General features: G+C 44.5%; 16 protein-coding genes. 13 read left to right on the top strand and 3 right to left on the bottom strand.

Annotation, left to right across the window (positions count from 1 at the left end; translation table 11 throughout):
* Positions 1-5 precede the first annotated feature (5 nt).
* The 4 genes from lnt to AAIR98_RS01700 all read left to right on the top strand — a co-directional run bounded on the left by lnt (position 6) and on the right by AAIR98_RS01700 (position 4,933).
* On the top strand, positions 6-1,673 hold the full coding sequence (gene lnt, locus AAIR98_RS01685) for an apolipoprotein N-acyltransferase (RefSeq protein WP_423970516.1): 1,668 nt from the start codon (positions 6-8) through the stop codon (positions 1,671-1,673).
* On the top strand, positions 1,666-2,781 hold the full coding sequence (prfB, locus tag AAIR98_RS01690) for a peptide chain release factor 2 (RefSeq protein ID WP_423970517.1): 1,116 nt from the start codon (positions 1,666-1,668) through the stop codon (positions 2,779-2,781). Before lnt ends, prfB begins: the two co-directional genes overlap by 8 nt.
* A 347-nt stretch (positions 2,782-3,128) precedes the next feature.
* Positions 3,129-4,223 carry a radical SAM family heme chaperone HemW gene (hemW, locus tag AAIR98_RS01695; protein ID WP_423970518.1) on the top strand — a complete coding sequence of 365 codons (1,095 nt, stop codon included), beginning with the start codon at positions 3,129-3,131 and terminating at the stop codon, positions 4,221-4,223.
* 5 nt (positions 4,224-4,228) lie between these two features.
* On the top strand, positions 4,229-4,933 hold the full coding sequence (locus AAIR98_RS01700) for a coenzyme F420-0:L-glutamate ligase (protein WP_423970519.1): 705 nt from the start codon (positions 4,229-4,231) through the stop codon (positions 4,931-4,933).
* A 39-nt stretch (positions 4,934-4,972) separates the two neighbouring features.
* Here AAIR98_RS01700 and AAIR98_RS01705 read toward each other — a convergent pair whose 3' ends face one another.
* Positions 4,973-5,512: a type IV pilin protein gene (locus AAIR98_RS01705; protein ID WP_423970520.1), complete on the bottom strand. Its 540-nt coding sequence runs from the start codon at positions 5,510-5,512 to the stop codon at positions 4,973-4,975.
* Positions 5,513-5,612: 100 nt separating this feature from the next.
* Between AAIR98_RS01705 and lysS the strand changes: the two genes are divergently transcribed.
* Positions 5,613-7,109: a lysine--tRNA ligase gene (gene lysS, locus AAIR98_RS01710; protein ID WP_423970521.1), complete on the top strand. Its 1,497-nt coding sequence runs from the start codon at positions 5,613-5,615 to the stop codon at positions 7,107-7,109.
* Between the two features lie 472 nt (positions 7,110-7,581).
* Here lysS and AAIR98_RS01715 read toward each other — a convergent pair whose 3' ends face one another.
* Entirely contained in the window at positions 7,582-7,974 is a 393-nt protein-coding gene (locus AAIR98_RS01715; RefSeq protein ID WP_423970522.1) for a MazG family protein, read from the bottom strand.
* A 118-nt stretch (positions 7,975-8,092) separates the two neighbouring features.
* On the opposite strand from AAIR98_RS01715, the gene AAIR98_RS01720 reads away from it, so the two are divergent.
* The 5 genes from AAIR98_RS01720 (at position 8,093) to ybeY (ending at position 12,825) form a co-directional block, all read left to right on the top strand.
* Entirely contained in the window at positions 8,093-9,433 is a 1,341-nt protein-coding gene (locus AAIR98_RS01720) for a hypothetical protein (protein WP_423970523.1), read from the top strand.
* 12 nt (positions 9,434-9,445) lie between these two features.
* Complete coding sequence (gene thyX, locus AAIR98_RS01725; RefSeq protein ID WP_423970524.1) at positions 9,446-10,129, top strand: FAD-dependent thymidylate synthase; 684 nt, start codon at positions 9,446-9,448, stop codon at positions 10,127-10,129.
* Between the two features lie 44 nt (positions 10,130-10,173).
* Positions 10,174-11,385, top strand: a complete 1,212-nt coding sequence (locus AAIR98_RS01730; RefSeq protein ID WP_423970525.1) for a glucose-1-phosphate adenylyltransferase — start codon at positions 10,174-10,176, stop codon at positions 11,383-11,385.
* A gap of 85 nt (positions 11,386-11,470) precedes the next feature.
* Positions 11,471-12,400, top strand: coding sequence for a PhoH family protein (locus AAIR98_RS01735; RefSeq protein ID WP_423970526.1), 930 nt, complete (start codon positions 11,471-11,473; stop codon positions 12,398-12,400).
* Complete coding sequence (ybeY, locus tag AAIR98_RS01740) at positions 12,397-12,825, top strand: rRNA maturation RNase YbeY (protein ID WP_423970527.1); 429 nt, start codon at positions 12,397-12,399, stop codon at positions 12,823-12,825. Before AAIR98_RS01735 ends, ybeY begins: the two co-directional genes overlap by 4 nt.
* A gap of 150 nt (positions 12,826-12,975) precedes the next feature.
* On the opposite strand, the gene AAIR98_RS01745 is transcribed toward ybeY, so the two are convergent.
* Positions 12,976-13,284 carry a CD225/dispanin family protein gene (locus AAIR98_RS01745; RefSeq protein WP_423970528.1) on the bottom strand — a complete coding sequence of 103 codons (309 nt, stop codon included), beginning with the start codon at positions 13,282-13,284 and terminating at the stop codon, positions 12,976-12,978.
* A gap of 99 nt (positions 13,285-13,383) precedes the next feature.
* Here AAIR98_RS01745 and AAIR98_RS01750 point away from each other — a divergent pair, with 99 nt between their 5' ends.
* Genes AAIR98_RS01750 through AAIR98_RS01760 form a run of 3 tightly spaced genes read left to right on the top strand, consistent with a single transcriptional unit; the run spans position 13,384 to position 15,522 of the window.
* A complete protein-coding gene (locus AAIR98_RS01750) occupies positions 13,384-13,656 on the top strand; it encodes an Asp-tRNA(Asn)/Glu-tRNA(Gln) amidotransferase subunit GatC (protein WP_423970529.1) in 273 nt (90 codons plus the stop codon).
* 1 nt (position 13,657) lies between these two features.
* Entirely contained in the window at positions 13,658-15,076 is a 1,419-nt protein-coding gene (gatA, locus tag AAIR98_RS01755; RefSeq protein WP_423970531.1) for an Asp-tRNA(Asn)/Glu-tRNA(Gln) amidotransferase subunit GatA, read from the top strand.
* Complete coding sequence (locus tag AAIR98_RS01760; RefSeq protein ID WP_423970532.1) at positions 15,076-15,522, top strand: NUDIX hydrolase; 447 nt, start codon at positions 15,076-15,078, stop codon at positions 15,520-15,522. Before gatA ends, AAIR98_RS01760 begins: the two co-directional genes overlap by 1 nt.
* The last annotated feature ends 278 nt before the right edge of the window (positions 15,523-15,800 follow it).

Consider the following 15,800-nt stretch of genomic DNA (forward strand, 5'->3'; position numbering starts at 1 on the left):
TTGACATGGCAGAGAAAAAAAGGAAAACAGGCCAATATGTAGTACGCCAGCGTGATACGCAGGTGTACAGCTATATCTCTAATAAAAGAGATATACATAAGCATAAAGAAAACTCGTCTTTTTTTGCCGATAAACTTGCTATTATGGGCAGGCTGCTACTGTTTATTTTCGCGGCGGCGCTTAGCGCGTATCTTGTATTTCTCAGCTTTCCTAAACAAAGCCATTCTATAGTTGCGTGGGTATCCTTGGTGCCTCTTTTTGTGGGTATCAGGAAAACACGCGGCCTTTTTGGCAGCGTGTTTTTCAGCTGGTTAACAGGCGCTTTTACCTGCGTAGGATTATTTTACTGGATATATTATACTGCTATGGCCGCGGGCGTTACCAATGTTATGTCTATAGGGGCGTGCGTGGTGTTGTCGGTCTCAGTTTCGGCGCAGTTCGCGCTGTTTGGCGGGCTTTGTTTTTACGCGCGTAAGTACAATTATTTTTACCCGCTGCTTGTGGCTACAGGCTGGGTATCTTTAGAGCTTTTGCACCAGGTAGTGGCGCAGGGGTTTATAGGGTTTCCTTGGTTCATGCTTGGGTACTCGCAGTGGAATAATACCGTTATGCTGCAGGTGGCAAGCATAGGCGGCGTATACGCGGTAAGTTTCGCCATAGCTTTTGTAAACGGCTCTATAGCTACGGCGTTTACCATGAAAAGCTTTGGCGAGAGAGCCTTGGCAATATTTTTTGGCGCGATAGTATTTTCTTTAGTATTTACATACGGCAAAGACCGTTTGGCTAAGGCCGACGCGCAGCTTGGCGCGCCTACAAAAGTTTTAAAAGTTTCTATTTTACAGCCGAATATCGACCAGTATAAAAAATGGAACTCCGCCTTTGTAAACGAAATAGAAAATAAACTTAAAGAGCAGTTAGCACAGATCACACCTACCAACCCTGACATTATTGTCTGGCCTGAAACAGCTTTGCCCGGCCCCGCGCAGGAAGCAAGGTACTATAACTGGCTGGAAGATATAAGCAAAAAATCTAACGCTTACCAAATAATAGGCTCTACCTACACGGTAGACGACGTTAGCTTTGTAAGTGCCTATATGTTTGACCGCGCGGGCGGTTTGCAGGGTATTTATAATAAAGAACAATTGGTACCCTTTGGCGAATATATACCTTTTGAAGATTACCTTAGCACTTTAGATATTGAGGTGCTTGGCGCGCTTGGTTCCTTTACCCCAGGCGACCGCAACCAGCCTTTACAAAAACTTGACGATACGGAAATAGGCATAAATATTTGTTATGAATCTGTTTTCCCGGCCATTTGGCGTAAGACTGAGCTTAAAGGCGCAAAAATATTTTTTAACATAACTAACGACGGCTGGTATCTTGATACCTCCGCCCCGTACCAACATTTTGCAATCAACGTAATGCGTGCGGCGGAGCTTGGCGTGCCTGTGGTAAGAAGCGCCAATACAGGTATTTCCGGCTGGATAGACGGCTTTGGAAGAATAAGAGAGTCCAGCACGCTTAATACCGATACTGTTATGAACTTTTCTGTGCCACTGCATGAAAAGCAGGACGCTACTTTCTACGCTAAATGGGGCAACCTGTTTGTGTACATTTGCATATTTATATTCCTTAACATAGCTTTTACCGCTTTTATAGTGTCAGATGAGTAATATCGAATTTAAAGACATCAAAAATAAAATAGATGAACTGCTTGAGCGCACCGCTAAAGCAGGTTCTTTGTTACGTATAGATGAAAAGCGTGAACGCTTAGCCGTGCTGGAAAAGATGTCCGCCTCAGAAGGCTTTTGGGACGATAACGAAAAGGCCCGTGAAGTAACCAAAGAGGCCGACGCCGTTAAAACGGATATTGAAACTTACGCCAAATTAAAAACTGATTTAGAAGACGCGCAGGCGTTTTATGACATGGCCCGCGAAGCGGGCAGCGAAGCGGAACTGCCCGAAATTGCCGCCAGCCTGCAAAGTGTTGAAGATACTCTTAAAAATATTGAATTTAAAATAAAACTTTCCGAGCCCGCCGACAAACTTAACGCTATTATAAATATTCACGCCGGCGCCGGCGGTACGGAGTCTTGCGATTGGGCGCAAATGCTGCTTAGAATGTACACCCGCTGGGCCGAGGCGCACGGGTTAAAACTTACCATTACAGATATTTTGCCGGGTGAAGAAGCCGGCGTAAAAAGCGTTTCCGCCGTAGTAGAGGGGCCTTACGCGTACGGGTACCTTAAGAGCGAGAACGGCGTACACCGCTTGGTGCGCGTTTCTCCGTTTGACTCTAACTCACGCAGACATACATCATTTGCCTCATGCGACGTGTTGCCTGATATTGAAGACGAAATTAAAATAGAAATTTTAGATAAAGATTTAAAGGTAGACACATTTCGCAGCGGCGGCGCGGGCGGGCAAAACGTAAATAAAGTTGAAACCGCCGTAAGAATACAGCATATACCAACAGGCGTTGTGGTGGCTTGCCAGGTGGAGCGCAGCCAGCTTAAAAACAGGCAAATGGCTATGAAAATGTTAAAGGCCAAACTCTACCAGATAGAGGCCGATAAAAAACGATCCGAGCAGGAAAAGCATTACGGCCAAAAGGGCGACATTGCCTGGGGTCACCAAATACGCTCATACGTTTTTATGCCTTACCAATTAATTAAAGATTTAAGAACAGGTTACGAAAGTTCGCAGGTACAGGCTGTTATGGACGGCGACCTGGACGCTTTTATGCAGTCTTACCTAGACTACCTTGCCGCTCAAAAATAAAGAATTTCTTTTAGAGTATTTTTAGCTGGATATGTTTTTATATAAACTAAGTCATCCTGAATTTTTGCGCCAACGCAAAAGGGTAAGGATTTACCTAATAAAAACAACTGTATTTTAAAAAGAAGTAGATGTTCACTTTGGCGCGTTGACGCGTCTGCTCAACATGACTTAATGTTTTTAAAAATAACGCGCCGTTATTTCTCCCTTTTGTAAAGGGAGTACCCCGTAGGGGGGAGGGATTTAATGATGGTATTCAACGGCATTTATGGTAAGCTGCTACGCAGCGTGATAAATCCCTCGGCCTTGCAGGCCACTCCCTTTACGAAAGGGAGAAAAGTAAGGAGTTTATGACTGGCATTTATATTCACATTCCTTTTTGCAAACAAAAATGTAATTATTGCGCGTTTGCCTCATACCCAGGTCGCAACGAGATACATTTGGATTATGTACGTGCGCTTGGGCGCGAGATGGAACTTAATAAAAATTTTCAGGCGCCTACCTTATATATAGGCGGCGGTACGCCAAGCGTACTAAACCGTTTGCATTTGGAAATACTTTTTGATGATATAGAAAAAAACTTTGGCCCTATCAAAAATTTTAAGGAATCCACCTTCGAGGCCAACCCCGAAAGCTTGGACAGCGCTAAAATAGAATTACTTAAAAAATACGGTTTTAACCGTGTTAGCCTGGGCTTGCAAAGCACGCATGATAAGCACCTGAGTACGCTTGGCCGCGTGCATAATAAAGAAATGTTTTTAGCTGTTTATAACGCCTTACGCGCGGCGGGATTTAATAATATTAATATTGATATAATTTGCGGTGTACAAAACCAAACCATGCAGGATTTTGAAGAAGATATAAAAACTGTTTTGTCGCTTAACCCAGAGCATTTTTCTTTATATGGTTTACAGATAGAAGAGGGCACAAAACTTTTTGAGCAGGGTTTTAACCCAGACCAAATTTTAATGCGCCAAATGCTGGAATACGCCCACCATACTTTAGCGGCGGCGGGTTATAACCATTACGAGATTTCAAACTTCGCTAAACCCGGCTATGAAAGCAAACATAATACATCTTACTGGCAAGGCAGTGAGTATCTTGGCATAGGCAGCGCGGCGGCGGGCTACACAGGCGGCGTAAGATATTCTAATATAGAAGACCCCATGGAATATATTTATAAAATAAATAATGGCCGCCCAGTACGTGAGTTTGAAGAAAGTTTGCAGGGTAAAGAAAAACTAGGCGAACAAATTTTAATAGCGCTGCGCCAGCTTGGCGGTATAGATTACACGCAGGAAATGCAAAAATATTTTGGCAAAGAAATTGAAGAACTTATAGGCAAAAATCTTTTAGAGAGTGATAAAGAAAAAATAAAATTAAGTTTTGACGGCATGTTTTTATCTAACGAAGTTTTTGCTTATTTTGTAGCGCCCTTTGAGTGATAATTATGAAACTTACACCAATTAAAACAAGAATATTTGAAGAAAAAGAAAATCTGACAAATTTTATTTTTAACCACATTCCTAAAATAAGTGAGGGCGCTATTATTGTGCTGTCATCCAAAATAGCCGCGCTTAGCGGGGGCCGCACACTGCCCCAGCTTAGTAAAAAAGATTATGAGGCGCTTATAAAAAAGGAAAGTTCCTACGCGCTTAAAACATACCTTTGTTACTTTACAATTAAAGACGGCATGGTTATGACCAATGCAGGTATAGACCAGTCCAATTCCAAGGGCGGTAAAACAATTTTGCTGCCTAAAGATTCTTACAAACTTGCCCGCGTTTTACGCACCGCGCTGATAAAAAAATATAAAGTAAAAAAACTTGGTATTATTATTACCGACAGCATGATACTGCCGCTGCGTGCCGGCGTAATAGGCGCGGCTGTAGCGTATTCGGGCTTTAGCGGCGTAAAAAATTATGTAGGCCAAAAAGATATTTACGGGCGCAAGCTTACTATGACAATGGTAGATATAGCCGACTCTCTTGCGGCGGCGGCGTCCATTTTAATGGGTGAAGCGGCCGAGCAAACCCCGCTTTGCGTTATAGACGGCGCCCCGGTAAATTTTACCGCTAAAGATAAACCTAATGAAATAAAGTACCCGTTAAAAGCGGACCTTTACTACCCATTTCTTAAAAAATGTATAAAATAAAACCCCCGCGTTTTACGCGGGGTTTTAAAACTTATATTGTTACGGTCTTGTAAGACCGTTATTGTTGTTGCCCGGGTTTGGGTAAGACTGCGTGTAGCCGCCGTCTTCGCAGGCGGATTTTGCTTTAGTGTCTCCGGTAGCGTAAGTGCATATAACTGGTGATAAATCCCCTTTGTTTACATGCATTTCCATGCTGTAATAAGGGGCTTCTCTTTTTGTGGCGTTAATAAAAGTGTGCTTAACGCTGCTTAAGGATTGTTCATTTAATGTATACACAAAGTCAGATGTTGTGTATGTGTGGGTGGTTTTATCATAGTCTCCGCCCATTTTTATATCAATCATATCCCAGTTGTTCTCCCCCACAATGCCGTGTTTTATTTTTTCGGCCCTTTGTATGCTTTCCGCCGCGGCTTTGAGCGCTACCTGCGCCTCTGACATTCTGCTTCTTTCAACTATTCTTATATACTGCGGTACGGCGATAATGCCAAGTATGGCTATAATCATTACCACTACCAGCACTTCAATTAATGTAAAACCTTCCGCCTTTGCTAAGCTATGGCGTGATTTATAATTTTTCATAGTATTCTCCCTTTCATTTATTCTATCCATTAAACAAACCGCTGTCAATTTGATAAAATTATAAGTACAGCGCAAAATAGCGCATTACCAAGAGGAAACTATGACAGAAAATAATGAACAAAAACCGCAAAATTCTTTAGCGGAAATAATTAAACAAAGATACGATGAAGTTGCCGAACTTAAAGCCGCAGGCGTTAACCCATACCCGGCCCGCTCAGGCAGCGTAAACAGCGCAAAAGAAGCTATGGACGCAGAAATAGACGCTAACGTAACCGTCTCAGGCCGTGTAGTGCAACTCAGGCTTATGGGCAAAGCGGCGTTCGCGCATATTAAAGATTTTACGGGCAAAATACAGTTTTACGCGCAGAAAGATACTCTTGGTGAAGAAAAATATAATTTTTTCAAAAAGCACGTTTCCGTAGGTGATTTTGTTACCGTATCGGGCCATATGTTTTTAACCAAAACAGGCGAAAAAACAATTAAAGCGGGCAGCGTTAATTTAATATCCAAAGCTATCCGCCCTATGCCTGAAAAATGGCACGGCGTGCAGGATACTGAAATCCGCTTTCGCAACCGCCACGTTGACCTTATAGCCAATGAAGACGTTGCCGATATTTTTAGAAAGCGCGCCAAAATCATCAGCTCCATACGCAAAACGCTTGACGGCATGGGTTACCTTGAGGTTGAAACCCCTACCCTAACGCCAGACGCCGGCGGTGCTATAGCAAGACCGTTTGAAACATTTCACAACGCGCTTAAAATGCCGCTTTTCATGCGTATAGCTTTAGAGCTTTACCACAAACGTCTTGTGGTTGGCGGCATAGATAGAATTTATGAAATAGGCAAAATGTTCCGCAATGAAGGCATCGATACCACGCATAACCCGGAATTTACCATGATGGAACTTTACCAGGCATACGGCGACGTCAACACAATGGCGGACGTTTTTGACGCCGTGGTATCCAACGCCGCGGCCGCTATCGGCGTGGAAACAGTCATGTTTAAAGGCAAAGAAGTCAGCCTTAAACCGCCTTATGAAAGGGTTTCTATGCCAGAAGCGTGGCAGAAATATGTTGGCGAAGACATTCACAATATTTTAGACGGCCGTGAATTTAAAAGAGCGGAAGTAATAGCTTTAGCCAAACGTCTTGGCCTGAAAGTGGATGAAGAAGAGTCCAGCGGTAAAATATTTGACGCTATTTTTGACGAAAGAATAATAGTCCACTATACTAACCCGATACTTATGATGGACTATCCTACAGCCGTCAGCCCGTTCTCCAAAACTAAAGAGGGTGACCCGGCTTTAGTAGAACGCTTTGAAGCGTTTGTCTGCGGCAGCGAGCTTGGCAACGCCTACACCGAGATTAACGACCCGGCGGACCAGGCCGAACGCCTTAGAGACCAGGCCGCCCAAAAAGCCAAAGACAATAAAGATAACTCTGAAATTGTTGACACCGCGTATATTGAGGCCTTAGAGTCCGGCATGCCGCCAACGGGTGGTATGGGTATAGGCATAGACCGCCTGATAATGCTGCTAACGGGGCAAGATTCTATAAGAGAGATAGTGTTTTTTCCGTTGCTAAAAAAATTAGATTAAATAAAAAAGCCCCGCTCGTTTGAGCGGGGCTTTTTATCTTTTGTGAGTGTAAATAGTTTCGCGCTTTGAGCGCGACTTACTTTTTTTATCGTAAAAAAGTAAGCAAAAATCTCGCCCCGCCGTGGTCGAGTAAGGTCTTTTAAGGGTTTTTGAATAACTCGTAAAAAATTTTGCTGTAGTACTGCAACCTTATAAATTTTTTACTCAGACAGAATTCAAAAAATGCCCTTAAAAACTTTATGATGTTGCCTCTCCATGACTGCGGGGCAGGAGTAACGGCACTTATATGTTAAAGGAGGGGTACGGCACTGATTTATTTCGGTGGGCCCTTGCGCTTCGCTTAGGGAACGGCAAACGGCACTTGTTTTATCTCCTCTCCCTCTTAGGGGAGAGGTCGGCGTTTAGGCCGGGTGAGGGTGCTACACACAAATATGTGCTGTTATAAATAAATTTTATGCTTTGTTGTTTAATATTACTTCTTCAGTTTTTCGGCTTTTTCTTTGGCTTTTACTTCTCTCCACAGTGCTAAACTTTCTTCAGGCGTAGCGCAGGCTTTGGCGCCGCCAAAAACATGCGGGTGGCGGCGGATAAGCTTATCGTTTATGCCGTTTATAACGTCGGTTAGTGTGAACTTTCCCTCTTCCTCGGCCAGATTAGCGTGAAAGACTACTTGCAGCAGCAGGTCGCCCAGCTCTTCCTGTAAATTTTCAAAATCTTTATTTTCTATGGCGGTTACAACTTCTTCTGATTCTTCACGCAGGCATTTTATAAGCGTTTCATGTGTTTGTTTTCTGTCCCACGGGCAGCCGCCGGGGGCAATAAGTTTTTTGGTTGTGGCTACAAAATCTTTAAATTCTTTTTCCATGTCCTCTCCTAAAAACGGTAAGTTTTACGTTGGCAAACCCGGCATAAAACCGTAAAACGGCCGTTTTTGTACAAATCCACGTGTAAAAAATGGTCCAAAAATGGTATATATCTATTATATGAAAAAATATATATACATAACCATTACACTACTTTTTGCAGGAACCGTTTTTGCGCAGGATATTGCTTACGTAGCAAAACAAGACGGAAAAACAATTTACATTGATACCACGGAGCTTGGCTCCAAACTTAAACAAGGCAGTTCTTTAAAATTGGTGGAAAGTTCTGAAGAACTTAAAAACCATAAAGGCGTAAGCCTTGGCACAATACATAAGTACGGCCCCACGGTTACGGTAACAAGCGTGCAGGATATGTACGCGGTTGGCTCTATAGCTGTTGAATACCAAACAAAACCCGGCCAAAAGATGGAAGTGGATGCCGCCGCCGTGCCTGCGCAGACCCCGGTAATTGTTACCAAAGCCGCGCTTAAAGAAGAAGCCCCCATGCAAGATGTTGAAATGCTGTACAAATCGCAGCCTATAGCGGACAAAGTGCTTTCTTCAACCATGATTAAGCTGGGCGGTAAAGATTATATAGTAATGGCGCTGGAGTCCGGCAATAAAGTCAAAATTATTACCATGGACGGCAAAGATTATTTAGAGCACGCTGTTTCGCCTTACAAGAAAATTTTAACTATTTCCGCCGGCGATATTAAAGGCACCGGCACACCGCAAATTTACGCCGTTGTTTTTGAGGAGTCTTCCGCCAAAACAACAACGCTTGTTTTAGAAATTGCCGATGGCAAAATCAGCCAGACAGGTTCTTTTAAATGGATGGCTAAGGTTGCCGCTATGCCCGGCGGCACGGTACTTTTAGGGCAGGAAATTTACAGGCATAATGAAATTAAAACAACGCCTGTCGGCACGCTTGAATATAACGCTAAGAAAAACAATTTTAAATATACCAAAATGCCCGTAAAATCCAGCACGCAGGCCACGTTCAGCGCGTATAACGTGGACGATTTTGACGGCGACGGTAAAGAGGATTCTATTTTCGCCACCGAATACGGCAGAATCAAAATACTTACCGCCAAAGGTAAAAAAATAGATTTAAACGACGGCGCCTACTCCACCACGCCGGTAAGGTTTAATATGGGTAGCACAATAGTGCGTGTGCTTCTGCCTATAACATATGTGGGCAGCGCGGATAAACACGTTTTTGCCGTGGCCGAAAACTTACCTAAAGTAGCGGTAGTGGCCGACAGCTTTGGCATATACAAAAGCGGCGTAATACGCTTTGTGGGCTGGAACGGCGTTACGCTTAAAACCTTCGCGGAGCTTGAGTCCGACGGCGTTATTTATGACTTGGCGGCGGTATCTTATGGCGGGGCTCGCGGCGTACTGGTTACGCAGGTGTATGATTCGGGCAATTCAATTTTAGAAATTTATAAACTTAAGTAACGGAGACCAGTGATGACTGAAAGAATAGAAGTTTTAGACAAAGGTTTTGTGGAGTTGGTAGATTTTATGGGCGGCGATAACCGTGTGTTAAGTTCCGCGCGCGTTACGTTTGGCTCAGAATCTAAAGGGGAAGAAAAAGATAAAAAACTTATTAAATATCTTTTAGAAAACGCCCACCACAGCCCGTTTGAACATTCTACTTTTCAGTTCCGCATTTGCTGCCCTATTTATATAGCCAGACAGTGGATGAGACACCGCTGGGCCTCTTACAACGAAGTCAGCGCCAGATATACCGAGGTTAAAGACGAATTTTACATTCCTTCGGAATTTCGCGTGCAGGACACGCACAATAAGCAAGGCTCTTTGTCTTCTTCTGATTTAGACAATGCCGCGCTTAAAAAAATATATGAGGACAGCGTGGAAGCTTCCTACTCAGCCTACAAAAAATTATTGGAAGCCGGCGTCGCGCGCGAAATGGCCCGCGGCATTTTACCCGTTTGCCAATACACCCAATTTTACTGGACCGTAAACTCCAGAAGTTTGCTTAACTTTATTTCACTGCGCGCAGACAAACACGCGCAAAAAGAAATAAGAGACTACGCGGACGCTATAGTAGTAATGTTTGCCGAAAGAATGCCCTGGACCTGGGAAGCTTTTGAGCAAATGTCTAAAAAGCTGCCGCTTGGTTCCAACTAAGCTTTTACGTTTCCGGCATCATTAAATTAGTAAAGGGGCTACTTATGAGAGTACTGGGTATGATAATGGCCGGCGGCAAAGGCGAAAGGCTTTACCCGCTGACTAAAGAGAGAAGCAAACCGTCAGTTCCTTTTGGCGGCAAGTACAGAATTGTGGATTTTGTGCTTTCCAATTTTGTCAACTCAAATATTTTCGCTTCATATATTTTGGTGCAATACCTTTCGCAGTCATTAATTGAATATTTACGCACAACATGGAAGACGGACGGTATCAGCCGCGACCATTTTTTAACCTGCGTTCCGCCGCAAATGAGGCTGGGCGAAATTTGGTACAGGGGCACGGCAGACTCTGTGCGGCAGAACGTTAATTTAATTAAAGATTTCGCGCCTGATTTGGTGGCGATATTCGGCGCGGACCATGTGTACCGCATGGATATCGGCCAAATGATAGACTTTCACCTTGCTAACAAAGCCGACGTTACGGTGGCCGCCAATGTTGTTACGCTTGAGGAAGCCACGTCTTTTGGCGTGCTTGGCGTGGATAATAAAAACCGCATTACCCGCTTTGAAGAAAAGCCCGAAAACCCCAAGGCCATCCCCGGCCGCCCTAAATACGCTTACGCGTCTATGGGCAATTACATTTTTAATACGGACGCGCTTATGCGCGTACTGCAAAAACGTTTTTGCGATGTGCCGTCCTTAGACTTTGGCAAACATATTCTGCCCAAGATTTTAACGGAATACCGCACTTTCGCCTATGACTTCCCCAGCCAAAAGTTACCCGGCGCCAAACCTTATGAAGAACAAGGTTACTGGCGCGACGTTGGTAACATAGAGGCCTACTGGCAAACTAATATGGACCTTTTGGGTCCCAAACCTAAAATGGACCTTAACAACCCGCTTTGGCCCATAAGCACCACCACAGCGCATTTGCCGCCCACAATGTTTTTGGGCGGGAATATAGAAAATTCTTCTATCAGCAGCGGCTGTGTTATACACCCGCACAGCGTGGTGCGTAACTGCGTGCTGGGCAGCAATATTATAGTGCACGAGGGTTGCGTGTTGGAAGACAGCGTGGTTATGGATTCCTGCGAGTTTAAAAAAGGCTCTAAGGTAAGAAAGGCTATTATAGACAGGTTTAACGTAATAGGCGAACGCCAGACAATAGGGCACGACCCGCAGTCAGACGCGCAAAGGTACTTTATTGACCCTTCGGGCATAGTGGTGCTGCCGCGCGGCAGAAGCAAGTTTATATAAAAAAGCCATCCTGAGGATCTGCCTTATAAAAACAATATGTAGGGGCGGAGCTTGTCTCCGCCCGTTATTTTCAGAATAAAACCATATGATTAAAAAAATTAAATTAAAAAACCAGGACGAAATATTTTTAGTGCTGGGCGAGCAGGACGCCCGCCTGCGCGCGTTGGAAAAAGAATTTAAAATAGAAATTTTTGTACGCTATGAGGAAGACGGCGGCGGGGCGGAAGTGTCGCTGTCGGGCCCCAACTCACGTGTGGACAAAGCGTCCGCCACCATTAAAAAACTGCTTCAAAATAAAGAAACCATTATAACAATGCAGCGCACCGCCAGCGCAAAAGCGTTTGACGGCGACGTGCTGTATTACCCCGCGCATAACGCGCCCGTAAAACCACGCACCAAAAACCAGCATAAATATATAGAAACCATTTTCGCTAATGACTTGGTTGTCTCTGTGGGTCCGGCTGGTACCGGTAAAACATTTTTGGCGTGTGCCTGCGCGCTGCGCGCGCTGGAGCTGGGCATGGTGGGCAAAATAATAGTATCCCGCCCTATAGTGGAAGCGGGCGAAAAGCTTGGCTTTTTACCGGGCGACATTAACGAAAAAGTAGACCCTTATTTAAGGCCCGTGTATGACGCTTTTAATACTATGTTGGGTGCTGAGAAATTCCGCGCTTTAAAATATTCCAACACGCTTGAAATTGTGCCGCTTGCCTATATGCGCGGGCGCACATTAGAAAACGCTTTTATTATTTTGGACGAAGCGCAAAATACCTTGCCCGAGCAAATGAAAATGTTTTTAACCCGCATGGGCCGCAACTCACGCATGATTATAAACGGCGACCCTACGCAAATAGATTTGCCTATTAAAAAAGAAAGCGGCCTTATGCTGGCGGCCAAAATACTAAAAGGCGTTGACGGCATAGCAGTGGTAGAGTTTACCGGCGAGGACGTTGTGCGCCACCCGCTTGTAAAAGCAATTCTGGAAGCTTATGGGAAATTTGAGAAAAAGAAATGAAAATAAACGTTTTTTACAAAACAGATTTACCCAAACATTACCGTAAAACATCGCTGTATAAAAACGGCGTTACCGCCGCGCTTGGTAAGTACGGCAAGCTTAAAGGCGAGGTAAATTTGATTTTTGTTGATGGTAAAGAAATACATAAAATTAACAAAGAATTTCTTAACCATGATTATGAGACTGACGTAATTTCGTTTGGTTATGATTATGATAAAAACATGGAAGATTTTGCCTTTGGCGATATTTTTGTCTGCTTTGATATAGCCAAAAAAAATGCCTTGTTATATAAACAAAGCATTTTAAAAGAATTATTAACCTATGCCGTACACGGCGCATTGCACCTTGCCGGCATGGACGACGCCACCCCCAAACTGCGCGCGCAAATGGACGCCAAGACCGAGCGTATAATAGCCGCTCTTTAGGCCTGCCCCGGTAAATATTAAAATAAAGTCATGTTGAGGAGGCGCGTTAACGCGCCGACGTGGACATCCACCTTATAAATAACGACGGGCGGAGACAAGCTCCGCCCCTACGGTTGTTTGGATGTGTATATAAACGTTAAAAAGTGCTCTTTAAGCCGCAATAGCCGCCAATCCGGCCAATCCTACGCCAAAAACTACTACAAATAAAAATATAGCCACCCACGGCAAAACTATCAATGCTATGGATATCCACCCCAGTATTTGCGCGTACTTTGCGGATTTTCTAGCTTGCGCCATTTCGCCTAAATCTTGTTTATCGTCCGCCCTTAAGGCAAAAATTAAACTTGCCAGCGCGGGCGCGGCGGCCAAAAAGCCGCTGAAGCATGACAGGCACAGCGATACTACGGCAAGCGTTAAATGCGTTTCTACTTGTTGGGGTTGCGGTGTGTTTTCTGCCATAAAATCTCCTAAAATACTAAATAATATAAATAACTCTCTAAATTATATAAAATGTATTTAATTATTCAGCTTTCCGCACCGGAAAGCGCGGGAGCAGTTATGGACACAAATCAAATAGAGCGCCTTGCCAAAAGCGCCAAATTAAAATTTACAGAGGCGGACCTAAAAGACTGGAGCAAGAACATGGAAAGCATATTTGGCTGGCTGGACGAGCTTTCTAAAGTCGACACGTCTTCCGTAACAGAAGACACCGCCGCTAACGCGCAGCATGTACGCGCGGACGAGGCCTCCGTTTTCCCCGGCCGCGAGGCTATTATAGCCGCTTTTACAGAGTCTGAAGATAATATGGCAAAGGTTAAAAAGGTGCTTTAATATGAACGTTTTTGAAATAGTACAAAATATACGCACAGGCAAAACTACAGCGTTGGAAGTTACCCAACAAAGCCTTAAAATTATTAAAGAAAAAAACCCCGAAATCAACGCTTTTATAGAAGTGTTTGAGGACGAAGCCATTGCCCGCGCTAAAGAAATAGACGCTAAAAAAGCGGCCGGCGGTGAGCTGGGCGCGTTGGCCGGCGTACCTATAGGCATAAAAGACAATTTGCTTTATAAAGGACACAAGGTTTCCTGCGCCTCAAAAATGCTTTCTAATCATGTTTCCGCTTATACCTCAACCGTTGTGCAGAGAATGCTTGACCAGGATGCTGTTATAATAGGCCGTGTTAATATGGACGAGTTCGCCATGGGTTCCACCAACGAAACATCCGTTTATGGGCCCGTTAAAAACCCTGTTGATACCAGCAGAATACCCGGCGGTTCAAGCGGCGGCAGCGCCGCCGCCGTAGCTGCGGGCATGGTAGCTGCAACTTTAGGTTCTGACACAGGCGGCTCCATCAGGCAGCCCGCCAGCCTTTGCGGTATAGTGGGTTTTAAGCCTACATACGGCAGAGTAAGCAGATACGGTTTAGTAGCTTTTGCCTCCAGCGCGGACCAGGTCGGCCCGCTTGCGGGCAGCGTGACAGACGCCGCCATTATGTACGGCGTAATAAGCGGGTATGATGAAAAAGATTCTACCTCCGCACTGGAGCCCGTACAGGATATTATCGGCGGTTTTAAGAAAGATTTAAAAGGTCTTAAAGTCGGTATCCCCGTAGGTTTTTTTGATAATCTTGATGACGAAATAAAAAATTCTTTTGAAGCCGCTAAAAACAAACTGGCAGAACTTGGCGCGGAGCTGGTGGACGTACCGTTGCCTTTTGCCAAATACAGCGCGCCGTGTTATTACATTTTAACCAGCGCCGAAGCAAGCTCCAACCTATCCCGCTTTGACGGTATAAGGTACGGTTACCAAACACCGTCCGCCGCAGACCTGGACGAGCTTTACAGCAAAACCCGCATGGAAGGTTTTGGTACGGAAGTTAAAAGGCGCATTATGATAGGCCACTACGTTTTAAGCAAAGAAAAGTACGAAGCCTGCTGCGTAAAAGCCCGCCAGGTTAAAGTGCTTATACGCAAAAATTTTAAAGACGCGTTTAAAAATGTGGATGTTATTATAACGCCTACTTCGCCTGTGGTAGCCAAAAAACTTGGCAGCGCCGACGACCAGGTTAATACCTATCTGGCCGATCTTTTTACCTGCCCCGGCAACATGGCCGGGATTCCCGGCATTTCCGTGCCGTGCGGCAAAAACAGCGAAGGCTTGCCGATAGGTTTGCAGTTTTACGCGGATGAATTTAAAGAAGATACTTTATTAAAAACGGCTTACGCTTTTGAGGCCGCACAAGGAAAATAATGATAGTGTCAGAGTTTTCCTGCGGGGGGGTGCTTTTAGACGGTAGAAAAGTGCTTCTTGTGCAGGTAAAAAATATGAAGGGCAAAAAGCTTTGGACATTTCCCAAGGGCCATATCGAGCCGGGCGAAACCCCGCGTCAGGCCGCCCTTAGAGAAGTGCTAGAGGAAACAGGTTACAAAGCTTCCATAGTACGCCCTATAATAAGGGTGCGCTACGCTTTTACCTTTCAGGGCAATTACATTAAAAAAACCGTGCAGTGGTATCTTATGAAAAAGCTTGGCCGCATAGGCAAGCCCGACGCTTCCGAAATACTGGCAGTGCGCTGGGTTTCCATTCCCAAAGCTAAAGATATGGTGCAGTACCCCAGCGACATGCGCCTCTTAGAAATGGTAGAAACAACAATGCCGGACCAAAGCATAACAAAAGATTTCGAAGACATGGAATAAAAAAGCCGCTCATATGAGCGGCTTTTTTTTGTGCGCTTCGCGTCCCGGGTGTCTCGCTCACGATGTTCACTTAGGTTTCATCAGCGGTTTAAATTTTCTTCGGATTTTGGCAAAATTTCTATTTTCTTTGAACTCACCGTACGCTTCGCCTTAAGTACTTAATCGTCCAAAGAAAATAGAAATTTTACTCAAACTCCTGTGAAAATTTTCTTCTACAACGGCACTTATAACACCGAACCGGAATACGGCATAACAGCACTAATAATTTCCTCTCCCTC

The organism is Elusimicrobium simillimum, assembly GCF_049639735.1.
Lineage (GTDB): Bacteria > Elusimicrobiota > Elusimicrobia > Elusimicrobiales > Elusimicrobiaceae > Elusimicrobium > Elusimicrobium simillimum.

What these genes read in the sequence shown, in the direction of transcription:
- lnt (WP_423970516.1), top strand. Translation starts at nt 6, where the DNA reads ATGGCAGAGAAAAAAAGGAAAACAGGCCAATATGTAGTACGCCAGCGT.
- prfB (WP_423970517.1), top strand. Translation starts at nt 1,666, where the DNA reads ATGAGTAATATCGAATTTAAAGACATCAAAAATAAAATAGATGAACTG.
- hemW (WP_423970518.1), top strand. Translation starts at nt 3,129, where the DNA reads ATGACTGGCATTTATATTCACATTCCTTTTTGCAAACAAAAATGTAAT.
- AAIR98_RS01700 (WP_423970519.1), top strand. Translation starts at nt 4,229, where the DNA reads ATGAAACTTACACCAATTAAAACAAGAATATTTGAAGAAAAAGAAAAT.
- AAIR98_RS01705 (WP_423970520.1), bottom strand. Translation starts at nt 5,512, where the DNA reads ATGAAAAATTATAAATCACGCCATAGCTTAGCAAAGGCGGAAGGTTTT.
- lysS (WP_423970521.1), top strand. Translation starts at nt 5,613, where the DNA reads ATGACAGAAAATAATGAACAAAAACCGCAAAATTCTTTAGCGGAAATA.
- AAIR98_RS01715 (WP_423970522.1), bottom strand. Translation starts at nt 7,974, where the DNA reads ATGGAAAAAGAATTTAAAGATTTTGTAGCCACAACCAAAAAACTTATT.
- AAIR98_RS01720 (WP_423970523.1), top strand. Translation starts at nt 8,093, where the DNA reads ATGAAAAAATATATATACATAACCATTACACTACTTTTTGCAGGAACC.
- thyX (WP_423970524.1), top strand. Translation starts at nt 9,446, where the DNA reads ATGACTGAAAGAATAGAAGTTTTAGACAAAGGTTTTGTGGAGTTGGTA.
- AAIR98_RS01730 (WP_423970525.1), top strand. Translation starts at nt 10,174, where the DNA reads ATGAGAGTACTGGGTATGATAATGGCCGGCGGCAAAGGCGAAAGGCTT.
- AAIR98_RS01735 (WP_423970526.1), top strand. Translation starts at nt 11,471, where the DNA reads ATGATTAAAAAAATTAAATTAAAAAACCAGGACGAAATATTTTTAGTG.
- ybeY (WP_423970527.1), top strand. Translation starts at nt 12,397, where the DNA reads ATGAAAATAAACGTTTTTTACAAAACAGATTTACCCAAACATTACCGT.
- AAIR98_RS01745 (WP_423970528.1), bottom strand. Translation starts at nt 13,284, where the DNA reads ATGGCAGAAAACACACCGCAACCCCAACAAGTAGAAACGCATTTAACG.
- AAIR98_RS01750 (WP_423970529.1), top strand. Translation starts at nt 13,384, where the DNA reads ATGGACACAAATCAAATAGAGCGCCTTGCCAAAAGCGCCAAATTAAAA.
- gatA (WP_423970531.1), top strand. Translation starts at nt 13,658, where the DNA reads ATGAACGTTTTTGAAATAGTACAAAATATACGCACAGGCAAAACTACA.
- AAIR98_RS01760 (WP_423970532.1), top strand. Translation starts at nt 15,076, where the DNA reads ATGATAGTGTCAGAGTTTTCCTGCGGGGGGGTGCTTTTAGACGGTAGA.